We start from the raw sequence: 13,751 nt of genomic DNA on the forward strand, positions 1-13,751 counted from the left end.
GACGCTCTTTCACCAACAGCTACTCGTCGTAGCGCCTTGCGCTGCGTGGTCTCGTCGGACTGCCCCCGTGCCGGCCCTGGAATTCGTTCGCTCGTTCGCGGGGGTCGTGGCACGATCCGGCTCGTGTCCACATCACGAAGTGAGCTGCTGCGGTGGCAGTTCGATCTCGTCTGGTCGTTGTTCGAGTATCACCTCGAGCGGTTGCACGAGGAGGACTTCCTGTGGGAGCCGAGCGCCCTGTGCTGGACGATGCGCGAAGATCCCGCAGGCGGGTGGGTTGCGGACTGGGCGGATACCGAACCCGATCCGATTCCGGTACCGACGATCGGCTGGCTCACCTGGCACATCGGGTGGTGGTGGAGCGTGGCCATCGATCATCTGCGGCAGCGAGCACCACGTGAGCGAACGGATATCGCCTGGCCGGGACCCGGCGACAGCACCATCGAGTGGCTCCGCCGCCTACGGCAGGAGTGGCTCGACACGCTGAGCGAACTCGACGACGCCGACTTCGACCTCCCCTCCCGTTATCCATGGCCTGCCGACGTCGGCCTGACCGTCGCGCATCTGGTCGGCTGGGTCGATGCCGAACTGATGAAGAACGTGGCCGAGATCGGACAGCTGCGGTTGCAACGCGCGGTACGCGATGCCGTTTCGTGACGTCTTTTTCGTGGCATGGTCGCGCTCACCGCGGCTTCGGTTATCCCCCGGTCATCGGGATGATGTGGCCTGATGCACACCCATCGGCGGGGGTCGGCCACCGGGGTATCCGAACCGATTCTTCGGTGGGTTCGGGGCCGAAGATAACGATTGGGGGCGTAGGCTTCGGGTCGAAACCTAGGGAGCTATATGTCCACCGAACGGCACATCACCCTCGTCCACGAGCAGAGCGAGTTCGCTGAAGCGCGCTCTGCTGAGAAGGCGGAGAACGCTCGTCAGTGCGCGGTCGCCGCACGGACGGTCGCTTCGCATTCCAACGATGCCGAAGATTGCGTGTCACTGTTGGCCATGCTCGGCCTGGATGCCCTCGCGGGCAAAGAAGTGGGCGCCGCCCACTCACCCGCCCGCGTCGGCGCCGCCCGCCGCATCTGATCGGCTCACGGTCGCCCACCCCGGGCGACCGTGACCCGACTCCTCCACCCGCGGACATCAATACCTCCGCACCGTGGACCCGTGCCCGTCACCCCGCACCCCACCGATCACCCCATCGGTAATGGTCGGCGCCGGTCGACCGAGCAACACCTCGGTATTGGCCGAGGTGATCAAGTACTCCGGCACCCCACGGGCGTGCTCCTCCTGCTCTGTGTCAGGCACACCCGGCGCCGGCGCAACGTAGTGGAACCACCGCGCGGCCACCTGCCCCGCGCCGGACGCCTTCGTCTCGACTCCCGCATCGCCCGCCGTCGGCGCATTTCCTGCCGGGGCCCTATCCGCCGCTAGTACGTTGCCTGTTGGGGCGTTGTTTGCGGCGACTGCGTTGCCAGCCAGAGCGTCGTTTGCGGTCAACGCCATACTTGCGAGCGCGATGCGGTCTGCGAATGTATTGCGTGCCGCCGCACCGGGGCTATCAGCCTCTGTGTTCGCCTGGCCTGCCTCGCGTTGCCCGCTGCTCGAGCTCGGGCCACCGCAGGCATTCGGCCCTGGGGATTCACCGACACGCATCACATCGACCTTCGCCGCGCCGACGTCCAGTGCGCCTGCTGTTCCTTCGCCACCGGCTCCGATGCGGATACCCGTCGCAGCTCCGCTCGCGCCGTCGAGGTTCGCGTCGAATCGCCTTGTGTCAGTACCCGGCAGGTCAGCGAGGGAACTGGGCACCGCGCCGGTAACGGCAGACCGATCCACATCGTGGCCCGAAGACGCTGCGGGCCCGGATGATTCGTCGCATGTTCTCTGCACATTCGCGTCAATGGCAGGGTCGGTCCCGATGGGTCGGTAATGCTCGGGGCCCGGGACTACGTGGGCCGGCAAGGGCGTGGGCAGGTCGTTGCCGAGAGGGCCGCCGTTCCCAGTAGTCGCGTCGAGAGGAATTGGCCGCAGTATCAAAGGAATTCGGCTGAAGATCTCGCCGAAAGGCCGGATGTAGCGATCACGCATGGCGGCTCTCGCCTCTTCTTCCCGGATGCCGGCCTCCCGCATGCCACCCGAATCGGTGGACCACACCGGCACAGCGGACTCCTCGACGATTTCGGGAATCGCGTACTTGGTCGCGACTACCGCGTCGGCCGCCGCCTGCACCAGAACGGAGATGGCATGGACCGCGGCGACGAGTTCCCGTGCCTGATCGAGATATCGCCGGATGGAAGACATCGCGACCTCCGCACCGACACCCGACCAGGCCGCCGGCAGCCCCACGCTGATCGCGTGATCGAAGGCATCCAGCCCCTCTTCCCAGCACCGCGCCACCTGCTGGAACGTGTCCGCTTGTGCGACAGCATCGGTGGCATCGAGGGATGAGAACACCTCGGTGATCTCTCGATGCCGCCAATGGTGGACGTTCTCACCACCGCCCGGCGTCATCGGGCACCGACCGCGAACAGATCACGCGTCCCCAGCGCGGCTTCCGCGTCGGTCAGACGCAGGGCCCACTCTTCGTCGACCGCCACCAGCCGGTCCCGCGCGATCCGATACACCTCGCGGAGGTCACCGACGATCCGGCGGTGCGCCTCCATCGCGGCACCCACCGCTTCCGCCGCCTCCCGGAACCGGCCGACCAGCGCGGGCCCGGAGATCAGCCGCCCGTCACCTTCCCCGAGACCCCAGTGCGTCTGCGAACGGATCTGCCCGGCAAGCAACGACACCCTCTCGACTACCTCGAGAAGCGTCACACACGCCCGATCTATCCCGGCGAATTCCTCCGGCCACACCACGACCGCAGAGTCACCCCGGCACCACTCGTCACCGAATCGCATAGCAAACCCCTCCCGCCCCGGAAAAGCGCTGGTAAAGCGCCTGATTCACGACCGAACGTACGCTGGGCGCAATACCGCGACAAGCCCCGATCCTCGCCCTGTGGATAACTCCGCCCTGTGGAGAACTCACCGGAGAACGAGACAATTTAGACTGGACTGCAAGACGCCCCGAGCGCCCGCGTGCGAGTCTGTGCCCAGCACTACAAGCAACGCGGGCCGACGACGTACCCGGCACGAGCGAGGAGGTGGGGTCGATGGCTTCGAGCACCGAAGATCGGCGATTCGAGGTCCTGCGAGCGATTGTCGCGGACTACGTCGCCACCAAGGAACCGATCGGCTCGAAGTCGCTGGTCGAACGGCACAATCTCGGAGTGTCCAGCGCCACCGTCCGTAACGACATGGCGGTCCTGGAAGCGGAGGGGTACATCACCCAGCCGCACACGAGTTCCGGGCGCGTGCCGACCGACAAGGGCTACCGAGAATTCGTCGACCGGATCGCCGAGGTGAAGCCGCTCTCGGGCGCCGAACGCCGCGCGATCATGGAATTCCTCGAATCCGGCGTGGATCTCGACGACGTGTTGCGCCGAGGAGTGCGACTGCTGGCTCAGCTCACCCGCCAGGTCGCCGTCGTGCAGTATCCGACGGTGTCGGCGTCGACCGTGCGCCACATCGAGGTCGTCGCGCTCAATCCCGCCCGCCTGTTACTGGTCGTCATCACCGACACCGGTCGCGTCGATCAGCGCATCGTCGACCTCGGCGCGGTGATCTCCGAGGACGACCTCGCCGCCGTGCGTGGCCTGCTCGGCGGCGCGATGGACGGCAAACTGCTCTCGGTGGCCAGCGCGTCGGTGGCCGGACTGCCCGAACGCGCGCCGGCCAAGATCCGCGATGTGCTGATCCGGGTGTCGACCGTGCTGGTGGAAACTCTGGTCGAGCACCCGGAGGAGCGTTTGGTGCTCGGCGGCACCGCCAACCTCACTCGCAATGTCGCCGACTTCGGTTTCCCCGGCTCGCTGCGCACCGTGCTCGAGGCGCTCGAGGAACAGGTCATCGTGCTGAAGCTGCTGGCGGCCGCCCAGCAGCCGGGTCAGGTGACCGTGCAGATCGGCGAGGAGACCCAGGTCGAGCAGATGCGCGGCACCTCCGTGGTGTCCACCGGATACGGCGCGGCGGGCGCGGTGCTGGGCGGTATGGGCGTGCTCGGCCCGACCCGGATGGACTATCCCGGCACCATGGCGTCGGTGGCGACCGTTGCCCGCTATATCGGCGAGGTCCTGGCCGAAAGGTGACCGCCGGGTCGGCGGCGACCGTGCGGGCACTGTTATGGTCGGTACTTCGACCGGGGTAAAGTTGAGTCGAACAGACTAAAGGATGCGCCCGGCGTTCGGCTGGACCACAGCGACCAAGGACTAGAGAACTCAAGTGGCACGGGATTACTACGGACTGCTCGGCGTCGGCAAGAATGCCACCGACCAGGAGCTCAAGCGCGCGTACCGCAAACTCGCCCGCGAACTGCACCCCGACGTGAACCCGGACGAGGCCGCGCAGGCCAAGTTCAAGGAAGTGTCCACCGCCTACGAGGTGCTGACCGACCCGGAGAAGCGCCGGATCGTCGACCTCGGCGGTGACCCGCTCGAAAACGGCGGCGGCGGTGCGGGATTCAGCGGTGCCGGGTTCGGCGGTCTCGGTGATGTGTTCGAGGCGTTCTTCGGCGGGATGAGCGGCCAGGGCGGCGGTGCGCGCAAGCCGCGCGGCCGCGTGCAGCCCGGCGCCGACTCGCTGATCCGCACCAGGCTGAGCCTGGCCGAGTGCGCGGTGGGCGTCACCAAGCACCTCACCGTCGATACCGCCATCCTCTGCGACCTCTGCCACGGCGCGGGCACCAACGGCAACTCCAAGCCGGTGCGCTGCGAAACCTGTGGCGGCGCGGGCGAAGTGCAGTCGGTACAGCGCTCGTTCCTCGGCCAGGTGCTCACCTCGCGTCCCTGCCCGACCTGTCGCGGCGCGGGCGAGGTCATCCCCGACCCCTGCACCAAGTGTGGTGGCGACGGCCGCGTGCGTGCGCGCCGCGAGATCGCCGCGCCGATCCCGGCCGGTGTCGCCAACGGCATGCGGGTGCGCTTGGCCGCTCAGGGTGAGGTCGGCCCCGGCGGTGGCCATGCGGGCGACCTGTACGTCGAGGTCGTCGAGCAGCCGCACGACACGTTCGTCCGCGACGGCGACGACCTGCACTGCACCGTTCGGGTCCCGATGGTCGACGCGATCCTCGGCACCACCGTGGTCGTCGACACCATCCTCGACGGGCCCACCGAACTCACTATCGGCCCGGGCACCCAGCCGGGTGAGGTCATCCACTTGCGCGGACACGGCATGCCCCGGTTGCGTTCGGGCGCGCGCGGCGACCTGCTGGCCCACCTCGACATCGTGGTGCCGACCAAGCTCGACGGCAAGCAGACCGAACTGCTGCGCAAGTTCAAGGGCATGCGTGACAAGGATCGCGCCGAGGTGATGTCGTCGCAGTCCGAGCACAACAGCGGCCTGTTCGCCCGGCTGCGCGCCTCGTTCAGCGGTCGCTGAGGCCCGATGGCCGCCACGGTCTTCTACCTCGACGACATTCCCGAGCCGGGCGCTGTCGCGGTGCTCGACGGCCCGGAGGGCAGGCACGCCGCGACGGTGCGCCGGACCCGGGTGGGCGAGCTCATCACCCTGTCCGACGGACACGGTGTGCTCGCCGACTCCGAGGTGATCGCGGCGGCCAAGGACCGCCTCGAGCTCACGGTGCGCAACCGCAGGCTGGCCGAACCGGTCATCCCGCAGGTCACCGTGGTGCAGGCACTGCCGAAATCGGATCGTTCCGAGCTGGCCGTCGAGTTGATGACCGAGGCGGGCGCCGACCTGATCGTGCCCTGGCAGGCCGCGCGCTGCGTCGCCAACTGGGAGGCCAAGGCCGCCAAGGGCATCGAGAAGTGGCGGGCAGCGGCGAAATCCGCGGCACGGCAGTCGCGCCGCGCCTACATTCCCGAGGTCGCCGGCCTGCACCGCACCCGTGACCTGCTCGAACTGGTGCGCGCGGCGAAGGCCGACGGCGCGGTGGTTGCCGCTCTGCACGAGTCGGGCACCGGCAAGTTCACCGAGCTTCCGCTCGCACAGAGCAGGGAAGTGGTTCTCATCGTCGGCCCGGAAGGCGGCTTGGACGACGCCGAACTGGTCGCTCTAGCCGACGCGGGCGCCGAGATCGTGCTGCTCGGCCCGACCGTCCTGCGCACATCCACCGCCGCCGCGGTCGCTCTCGGCGCCCTCGGAGCGCTGACCGAGCGCTGGTGAGGCACGCGAAATCGCGCCGTGGGGGTACCCCGGCCGGGTAGGGGCGGGTCCTCTACCACGTCCTGATTTTTAACCGCTGTGCGGTGTCGGTGGGCGGCGGTAAACTGGTCTCATCGAACACCAGGTCGAGACCGGAAGCAGGCTATAGCCACTTTTGAAGAACACAGGCGAGATCGGCGATCCCACCCTCCCCGTCCCAGGCGTCGGCACCGACGGCAACGGAGCATCCCCGGCGGCGCGAACCGTGCGTTCCAGCATCGAACTCGCCCCCGAATCCGTTTTCCCCTTCCTCGGCTCGGCCGACCAGAACCTCCGTCAGCTCGAGCAGTTGCTTCCGGCCGACATCCACGTGCGCGGTAGCACCGTCACCATCACCGGCAAGGCCGCCGATGTGGCACTGGCCGAGCGCGTCGTCGAGCAGCTGGTCGCGCTGACCGGCCGCAACCGGGTGATCACACCCGAGGCGGTCCGGCACACCGTGTCCATGCTCACCGACGCGGGCGTGTCCGAATCGCCCGCCGAGGTGCTGAGCCTGGACATCCTGTCGCGGCGCGGCAAGACCATCCGGCCCAAGACGCTGAACCAGAAGCGCTACGTCGACGCGATCGACGTGAACACCATCGTGTTCGGCATCGGCCCGGCCGGTACCGGCAAGACGTACCTGGCGATGGCCAAGGCGGTGCAGGCCCTGCAGACCAAGCAGGTCACCCGCATCATCCTGACCAGGCCCGCGGTCGAGGCCGGTGAGCGTCTCGGCTTCCTGCCCGGCACGCTCAACGACAAGATCGACCCGTATCTGCGTCCGCTCTACGACGCCCTGCACGACATGATGGATCCGGAAGCCATCCCCAAGCTGCTGGCCTCCGGTGTCATCGAGGTCGCGCCGCTGGCGTACATGCGTGGTCGCAGCCTCAACGATTCGTTCATCATTCTCGACGAGGCGCAGAACACCACGGCCGAGCAGATGAAGATGTTCCTCACCCGTCTCGGCTTCGGCTCGAAGATGGTGGTCACCGGCGATATCTCGCAGGTCGACCTGCCCAACGGGCAGCGTTCGGGTCTGCGGGCGGCCTCGGAGATCCTCACCGATATCGACGACATCCACTTCTCGGAACTCACCAGCTCCGATGTGGTGCGTCACCGGCTGGTCTCCGACATCGTCGACGCCTACGACCGCTTCGAATCCGAGACCCGCGCGGTTCCCGCCCCGCACTACCCGGGCAACCGGGCCCAGCGCCGGGCAGCGGGCCGGGCGGATCGCCGGTAGTCACCAGCCACACGCTGCGACGATGCCCATCGATACGACGCGGCGTACTCGGTACGTCGCGTCGTAGGGCGGTGCACAGGACTCGGTCCAGCGGCCCGTACCCTGAACACGTGAGCATCGAGATCGCCAACGAATCGGGTATGGACATCCCCGAAGAAGACCTGGTCAGCGTCGCCCGTTTCGTGATCGGACGGATGGACGTGCATCCGGCCGCCGAACTGTCGATGGTGCTCGTGGATCTCGACACCATGGCCGACCTGCACGTGCGCTGGATGGACCTGCCCGGCCCCACCGATGTGATGTCGTTCCCGATGGACGAACTCGAGCCGGGCGGTCGCCCCGACAGCCCCGAGCCCGGCCCGTCCATGCTCGGCGACATCGTGCTGTGCCCGGAATTCGCCATGGGCCAGGCGCAGAAGGCCGGTCATTCGCTCGACCACGAGCTGGCCCTGCTCACCGTGCACGGCGTGCTCCACCTGCTCGGCTACGACCATGCCGAGCCGGAGGAGGAGAAGGAGATGTTCGCGCTGCAGGCCCAGCTGCTCGAGGAGTGGTACCAGAGCCTGCGCGAAGAACAGCTGCGCGCCGAACTGGCCGAACGTGACGCCCGCCTGCTCGGTAAGGCAGGGTTCACCGCACCGGGTGACGCACTGGGCCCCGCGTGACCTCGATGGTGCAGATCCTGCTCGCCATCGGGCTGATCGGCCTGGGTGGTGTGTTCGCAGGAGTCGACTCGGCCCTCAATACCGTCTCGCGCGCACGGCTCGACGACATGGTCCGCGAGGAACGGCCCGGCGCCGCGCGCTTGCGCACGATCGTCGACGACCGTCCCCGCTACGTGAATCTGATGGTGCTGCTGCGCATTCTGTGCGAGATCAGTGCCACCGTGCTCTTGGCCGCCGCGACGCTGGAACTGTGGAGCCCGACGACGGCGCTGCTGGTCGCCGCCGCCTCGATGGTCGTCGTCTCGTATGTCGTTATCGGGGTCGGCCCCCGCACCCTCGGACGCCAGCACGCCTACTCGATCGCGCTGGCCGCGGCAGTCCCGATGCAGATCATCGGCGCGGTGCTGAGTCCGGTGAGCCGGCTGCTCATCCTGCTCGGTAACGCCATTACTCCTGGTAAGGGGTTCCGCAATGGTCCGTTCGCGTCGGAGATCGAGCTGCGCGAGGTGGTCGACATGGCCCGCGAACGCGGCGTGGTCGCCGACGACGAACGCCGCATGATCCAGTCGGTCTTCGAACTCGGCGACACCGCCGCCCGCGCGGTGATGGTGCCGCGCACCGAGATGGTGTGGATCGAAAACGACAAGACCGCCGCCCAGGCGATGTCGCTCGCGGTGCGCTCCGGACATTCGCGAATCCCGGTGATCGGCGAGAACGTCGACGACGTACTCGGCGTGGTCTACCTGAAAGACCTTGTGCCCTATGCCGATCGCGCCCGCAAGGTGGCGGTGCGCGAGGTGATGCGCCCGGCGGTGTTCATCCCTGATTCCAAACCGCTCGACGCGCTGCTCGACGAGATGCAGCGCCGCCGCAACCACATGGCCCTGCTCGTCGACGAATACGGCGGCATCGCCGGGCTGGTCACCATCGAGGACGTGCTCGAGGAGATCGTCGGTGAGATCGCCGACGAGTACGACACCGACGAGACCCCACCGGTGGAGGACCTCGGCGAGGGCCGCTACCGCGTGTCGGCCCGCTTGTCGGTGGAGGACCTCGGCGAGCTGTACGGCCTCGACATCGAGGACGAGGACGTGGACACCGTCGGTGGCCTGCTCGCCCACGAACTGGGCCGCGTCCCGCTGCCGGGTTCCAAGGTGACCGTGCACGGCCTGGTGCTGCGCGGCGAGGGTGGCGCCGACGCGCGCGGGCGGATGCGGGTGAACACCGTGCTGGTGCGCCGCGCGGCCGACAAAGAGAAGAAGACAGACAAGGCCCGCAAGGGCAAGCCCGACGAGGCGCAGGCCGAGACCGACCCGGTGACAGTGCCCGCAGACAATGGAGAGACCGATGAGTGAACTCGACGCAGAGGACAACAAACTGCTGGTACTGGCGCGCGGCGCGCTCGGCCGTACCGGTGGCGTGAGTGGCGCGGCGGTGCGTGACACCGACGGCCGCACCTACGCCGCGGGCGAGGTGAACCTCGCAGCACTCCGCCTGACCGCGTTGCAGGCCGCGGTGGCCGCCGCGATCTCCAGTGGCGCCGAGGGTTTCGAGGCGGCCGTGGTGGTCGGCACGAGCGGGGCGGACGCGGGCATCGCGGCAATGCACGAGGTGTCGCCCGGTGCGACGGTGATCCACACCGACCGTTCGGGTGCCGTGCTGAGCGAGGTGCGCGGTGGCTGACACCGAATTCCGTTCCGGCTTCGTCTGTTTCGTCGGCCGCCCCAACACCGGCAAATCGACGCTGACCAATGCCATGGTCGGGTCGAAGATCGCGATCACCTCTTCGCGTCCGCAGACCACCCGGCACACCATTCGCGGCATCGTGCATCGCGAGCACGCCCAGCTGATCCTGGTCGACACCCCCGGTCTGCACCGTCCGCGCACCCTGCTCGGTCAGCGTCTCAACGATCTGGTGCGCGACACCTACTCCGAGGTCGACGTGATCGCGCTGTGCATCCCGGCCGACGAGAAGATCGGTCCCGGCGACCGCTGGATCGTCGAGCAGATCAAGCAGATGGCGCCCAAGACCACCGTGATCGGGGTGGTCACCAAGATCGACAAGGTGGGTCGCGACGAGATCGCCCACCAGCTGATGGCGCTGTCGAAGCTGCTCGGCCCCGAGAGCGAGGTCGTTCCGGTCTCGGCGGTGAAGGGCGAACAGGTCGAGGTGCTCATCGACGTGATCGCCTCGAAGATGCCCGAGGGACCGGCGTTCTACCCCGACGGCGAGATCACCGACGAGCCCGAGGAAACCCTCATGGCCGAGCTGATCCGCGAGGCCGCGCTCGAGGGTGTGCGCGACGAACTGCCGCATTCGCTGGCCGTGGTGATCGAGGAGATCGAGCCCTACGAGGCCAACGAGGACATGCTCGAGGTGCATGCCCTGCTGTATGTGGAACGGCCGAGCCAGAAGGCGATCGTCATCGGCAAGAACGGTTCTCGCCTCAAGGAGGTGGGTACCAATGCCCGCAAGCAGATCGAGCACATCCTCGGCACACGCATCTACCTGAATCTGCACGTGAAGGTGGCCAAGGACTGGCAGCGCGACCCCAAACAGCTGGGGAAGCTGGGTTTTTGACCGTTTGCGTGTCGGCGGTTCGGGGTATCGTTCGGCGAACACGTCGATTGTGATCGGCGTTGTTCGCTGATCACCCCGGGGAGGCTTGGACGTGCCCGATGCCAACGATGTCGGCAAGCTGCTGGAGCTGCTGCGGGCACTGGAGATCCCCGACACGCGCCCCCGCGTGTGGCGCACGTTGGTGCACGGCAGGCGCACCCTGCCGCGCCCGATCGTGGAGATGGTCGGGTTGCAGGGCCACTCCGCGCTGGTCGCCGATCTCTACGGCTGGCTTGGGGAGTCGGGCGGTCGGCGGGCCGCTCCGCGCGCCAAGATCGACCTGCACGCCGCCGATCTGCCGCCCACCCGGCTGAGCCCGGATGTCAACGCGTTCAACGCCGGTCCGCACGCCGACGACCAGGAGATCCCGGACCACTGTCTGCCGATCATCCAGCACCTGATCGCCGGTTTCGCCACCGACGACACCGCGATGGGGGCCATCAAGTTCCCGCGCTACCGCACCGCGGACTGGCTGACCAGGCAGCGCGTCACCGCCGACGAATCCGAGGCGCCCGACGAACTGCGTAGGCGTCTGCCGAGACTGCTCCGTAGTGGTTCGTCCGCCAACCGTGCCGACGCCACCGAAGGCGCAGCGGGCGGCATGATTTCGAGCGTAGTCTTCGCTGTGCTGGCCCTGTGGCCGGTGCTGCGCCTGTGGTTGTGGGTGTCGGGACGCATTCCCGGCATGTCGAAGGTGACCCGCTGGTTCCTGCATCAGCGCTATCTCGCACCCGAATTGTCGGGCAGTTTCCTGGGTTTCGCCGCCCGCCTCACCGCCTCGCACCGGGTGGACGAGAACGAGGAACAGGTCGCCAAACTCCTGATCCACGCCTTCCTGGAAGACCTGCGCGACGCGTATCGCCGCCGCATCTGGCGGCCGTCGAGCTGGCGGCGCACCGCCTACCCGGTTGCCCTGCTCGGTGGTCTCAGCGAGGGCGGGGACGGTGCGCGCATCCTCACCTGGATCAACGAGATCCGCAACGAGACCGGCCTTTTCGATCCGCTGGTGGTCGTCGCCTTCCGTGACGAAGGGCCGACGCGTGAGGTGGGGGAGCTGTCCAACATCAGCGATCTGCGCACCCTTCGCACGCTGGAAAGTCTCGCCGATCAGCCGACCGCACAGCCACCCGACCCGCTGCAGACCTGGATCAGGGAGATCGACAGCAGGCGCACGCACCGCCAGGCCGACGCCTGGTTCCTGCCGCTGCGCGCGCTGATACCGCCGGATTCCGCACCGCGCGTAGGTGATCCGCGTTTCCGTGGGCAGTCGTTACCGCCCGCCCCGCCGATGGCCTCGCGCAGCTGGTTCGTCGGTTTGTGTGTGCTTATCCCGATCGTGCTCGCGGTGGCCGCCGCGCTGGTGTACTTCCCGCCACTGCGCGGCGCCTCGTGCTCGCACTGGCCGTGGACGGGCGGGGTGAGTGTCAGCATGGTCGACGGCGAATGCGTCGGCTACAGCGACAACGTCGCCCAGACCTTCGCCGACGATCCGGAACTGTCGGCCATGCAGCGCGAGGTGTTCCGCCTGAACGAGGCGGCCGTCAGTGCGCGCGAGAGCAACCCGAATCGGCCGCTGATCTCGCTGGTGTACTTCGCCGGGCTGAGTTATGTCGACACGAATGTGCGCTACCCGCACGCGCAGGTGGAGGAACTGGCGGGGCTCGCGGTGCAGCAGCGCCGTGCCCTGCTCGCCTCCGACGAGTCGGAGCCGTTGCTGCGGATCATCATCGCCAACGGCGGCTCGGATATGCGCCATGCCCGGTGGGTGGTCGAGAACCGGCTGCGCCCGCTCGTCACCGACGACCCGAGCGTGCTCGGCGTGGTCGGCATCGACCGTAGCACCGACGAAACCCGCAAGGCCATCACGCGATTAGGTGAGCTGGGCGTGCCCGCGGTGGCGACCACCTTGTCGGCCGACGGGCTGGAGCAGGCATCGCCGCTGTATTTCCAAGCGGCGCCGAGCAATTCGGTCCAGGCCCGGTTGGTCGCCGACTACATGCAGGGCGCGCGCGCCGCCGACGGCACTCCGCGCTACGACAAAGTCACCATCTACCACCCCGAGGCACCCGACGACCTGTACGTGACGACCCTGGTCGAGGATCTGCAGAAGGAGCTCACCGAACGCGGTGTGACGCACCGGAGTACGAGCTGGCGCGCGCAGCAGGAGCTCTACGGTCTGCCCGCACCGTGCGAGGCGGAGTCCTTCGATCGGCGCGAACTGCTCTTCTTCGCGGGCCGCAACGACGACTTCCCGACCTTCGCCAAGGCCCTCAGTCGCGGTTGTATCAGCGGTGACGGACCGGCGCTGCTCGGCAACGACGCGGTGACGAGGCTGATCACCGATCCGCGTGCGACCATCGCCCTGCCGGCCAACCTGACGGTGCGCTACGTGGCCAAGGCGGCGCCGGTGATGCTCGGCGGTGCCGACTGCGTGAAGGGCGTCGGCAAACTCGGTGACCGGCCGGTGCCGTTCGAACACGAACAGTTGTGCGCCGAGCTCGCCGGTCTCATCGAGGACCTGCGCGCCTATCCGGACATGGCCGAATACCAGCCGACCTGGGCGGGGGACAGGACCGGGCTCGCCTTCGATGTGAGCGGGCTGTTCCTGCAGGCGGTACGCGCCAGCCGTGGCGTGCTCGGCGACCAGCCGCCGAACCGCACGGCGATCGCGGTGCAGTTGCGCGAGGCCGACTATCGCGGTGTCACCGGCACATTGGGCTTCTCCACCAAACGGGTCGCCGACGGGTCGTCGATCGCGGTGCTCGTCACCACCGCGGTGGGCGGGGGTGGGCCGCAGCGCTGCCTGATGATGTTCCCCCGCCAACCCGGCCAAGACGGGTGCCCGTCCGGAACCAAGAGCGATCTCGAAAGCTGGCGCGAACCGGGCCGGTAGCCCGTTCGCACCCGGAATTGCTGGACCGCACAGCCTGATCCGTGCTGTTATAGTCGCTCGGGCATGGTCGGGA

13 protein-coding genes are annotated in these 13,751 nt (G+C 67.8%); 11 read left to right on the forward strand and 2 right to left on the reverse strand.

Features of this window, described 5'->3' with window-relative positions:
• Positions 1–123 precede the first annotated feature (123 nt).
• Both LDL21_RS18150 and LDL21_RS18155 read left to right on the forward strand, forming a co-directional pair.
• Entirely contained in the window at positions 124–657 is a 534-nt protein-coding gene (locus tag LDL21_RS18150) for a DinB family protein (RefSeq protein WP_308017145.1), read from the forward strand.
• A 189-nt stretch (positions 658–846) separates the two neighbouring features.
• Complete coding sequence (locus LDL21_RS18155) at positions 847–1,089, forward strand: hypothetical protein (protein WP_067486687.1); 243 nt, start codon at positions 847–849, stop codon at positions 1,087–1,089.
• A 57-nt stretch (positions 1,090–1,146) separates the two neighbouring features.
• On the opposite strand, the gene LDL21_RS18160 is transcribed toward LDL21_RS18155, so the two are convergent.
• Both LDL21_RS18160 and LDL21_RS18165 read right to left on the reverse strand, forming a co-directional pair.
• Positions 1,147–2,517, reverse strand: coding sequence for a hypothetical protein (locus LDL21_RS18160; RefSeq protein WP_225281057.1), 1,371 nt, complete (start codon positions 2,515–2,517; stop codon positions 1,147–1,149).
• Complete coding sequence (locus LDL21_RS18165; RefSeq protein WP_225281058.1) at positions 2,514–2,867, reverse strand: hypothetical protein; 354 nt, start codon at positions 2,865–2,867, stop codon at positions 2,514–2,516. Before LDL21_RS18165 ends, LDL21_RS18160 begins: the two co-directional genes overlap by 4 nt.
• A 296-nt stretch (positions 2,868–3,163) precedes the next feature.
• On the opposite strand from LDL21_RS18165, the gene hrcA reads away from it, so the two are divergent.
• The 9 genes from hrcA to LDL21_RS18210 all read left to right on the forward strand — a co-directional run bounded on the left by hrcA (position 3,164) and on the right by LDL21_RS18210 (position 13,678).
• Positions 3,164–4,198 (forward strand): heat-inducible transcriptional repressor HrcA, encoded by a 1,035-nt coding sequence (gene hrcA, locus LDL21_RS18170; RefSeq protein WP_181698380.1) that lies wholly within the window; start codon positions 3,164–3,166, stop codon positions 4,196–4,198.
• 133 nt (positions 4,199–4,331) lie between these two features.
• Positions 4,332–5,486, forward strand: coding sequence for a molecular chaperone DnaJ (gene dnaJ, locus LDL21_RS18175; protein ID WP_067642316.1), 1,155 nt, complete (start codon positions 4,332–4,334; stop codon positions 5,484–5,486).
• 6 nt (positions 5,487–5,492) lie between these two features.
• Complete coding sequence (locus LDL21_RS18180) at positions 5,493–6,233, forward strand: 16S rRNA (uracil(1498)-N(3))-methyltransferase (RefSeq protein WP_225281059.1); 741 nt, start codon at positions 5,493–5,495, stop codon at positions 6,231–6,233.
• Positions 6,234–6,405: 172 nt separating this feature from the next.
• The gene (locus LDL21_RS18185) at positions 6,406–7,500 is read left to right on the forward strand and encodes a PhoH family protein (protein ID WP_067487115.1); all 1,095 of its coding nucleotides are present in this window, start codon (positions 6,406–6,408) and stop codon (positions 7,498–7,500) included.
• Between the two features lie 110 nt (positions 7,501–7,610).
• Complete coding sequence (gene ybeY / locus LDL21_RS18190; RefSeq protein WP_067486705.1) at positions 7,611–8,165, forward strand: rRNA maturation RNase YbeY; 555 nt, start codon at positions 7,611–7,613, stop codon at positions 8,163–8,165.
• 5 nt (positions 8,166–8,170) lie between these two features.
• Complete coding sequence (locus LDL21_RS18195) at positions 8,171–9,520, forward strand: hemolysin family protein (RefSeq protein ID WP_225281192.1); 1,350 nt, start codon at positions 8,171–8,173, stop codon at positions 9,518–9,520.
• Positions 9,513–9,848 (forward strand): cytidine deaminase-like protein, encoded by a 336-nt coding sequence (locus LDL21_RS18200; RefSeq protein ID WP_225281060.1) that lies wholly within the window; start codon positions 9,513–9,515, stop codon positions 9,846–9,848. Before LDL21_RS18195 ends, LDL21_RS18200 begins: the two co-directional genes overlap by 8 nt.
• Complete coding sequence (gene era / locus LDL21_RS18205) at positions 9,841–10,746, forward strand: GTPase Era (RefSeq protein WP_181698384.1); 906 nt, start codon at positions 9,841–9,843, stop codon at positions 10,744–10,746. Before LDL21_RS18200 ends, era begins: the two co-directional genes overlap by 8 nt.
• 91 nt (positions 10,747–10,837) lie before the next feature.
• Positions 10,838–13,678 carry an ABC transporter substrate-binding protein gene (locus LDL21_RS18210; protein ID WP_225281061.1) on the forward strand — a complete coding sequence of 947 codons (2,841 nt, stop codon included), beginning with the start codon at positions 10,838–10,840 and terminating at the stop codon, positions 13,676–13,678.
• The last annotated feature ends 73 nt before the right edge of the window (positions 13,679–13,751 follow it).

The sequence above is a fragment of the Nocardia rosealba genome, assembly GCF_020216065.1.
Lineage (GTDB): Bacteria > Actinomycetota > Actinomycetes > Mycobacteriales > Mycobacteriaceae > Nocardia > Nocardia rosealba.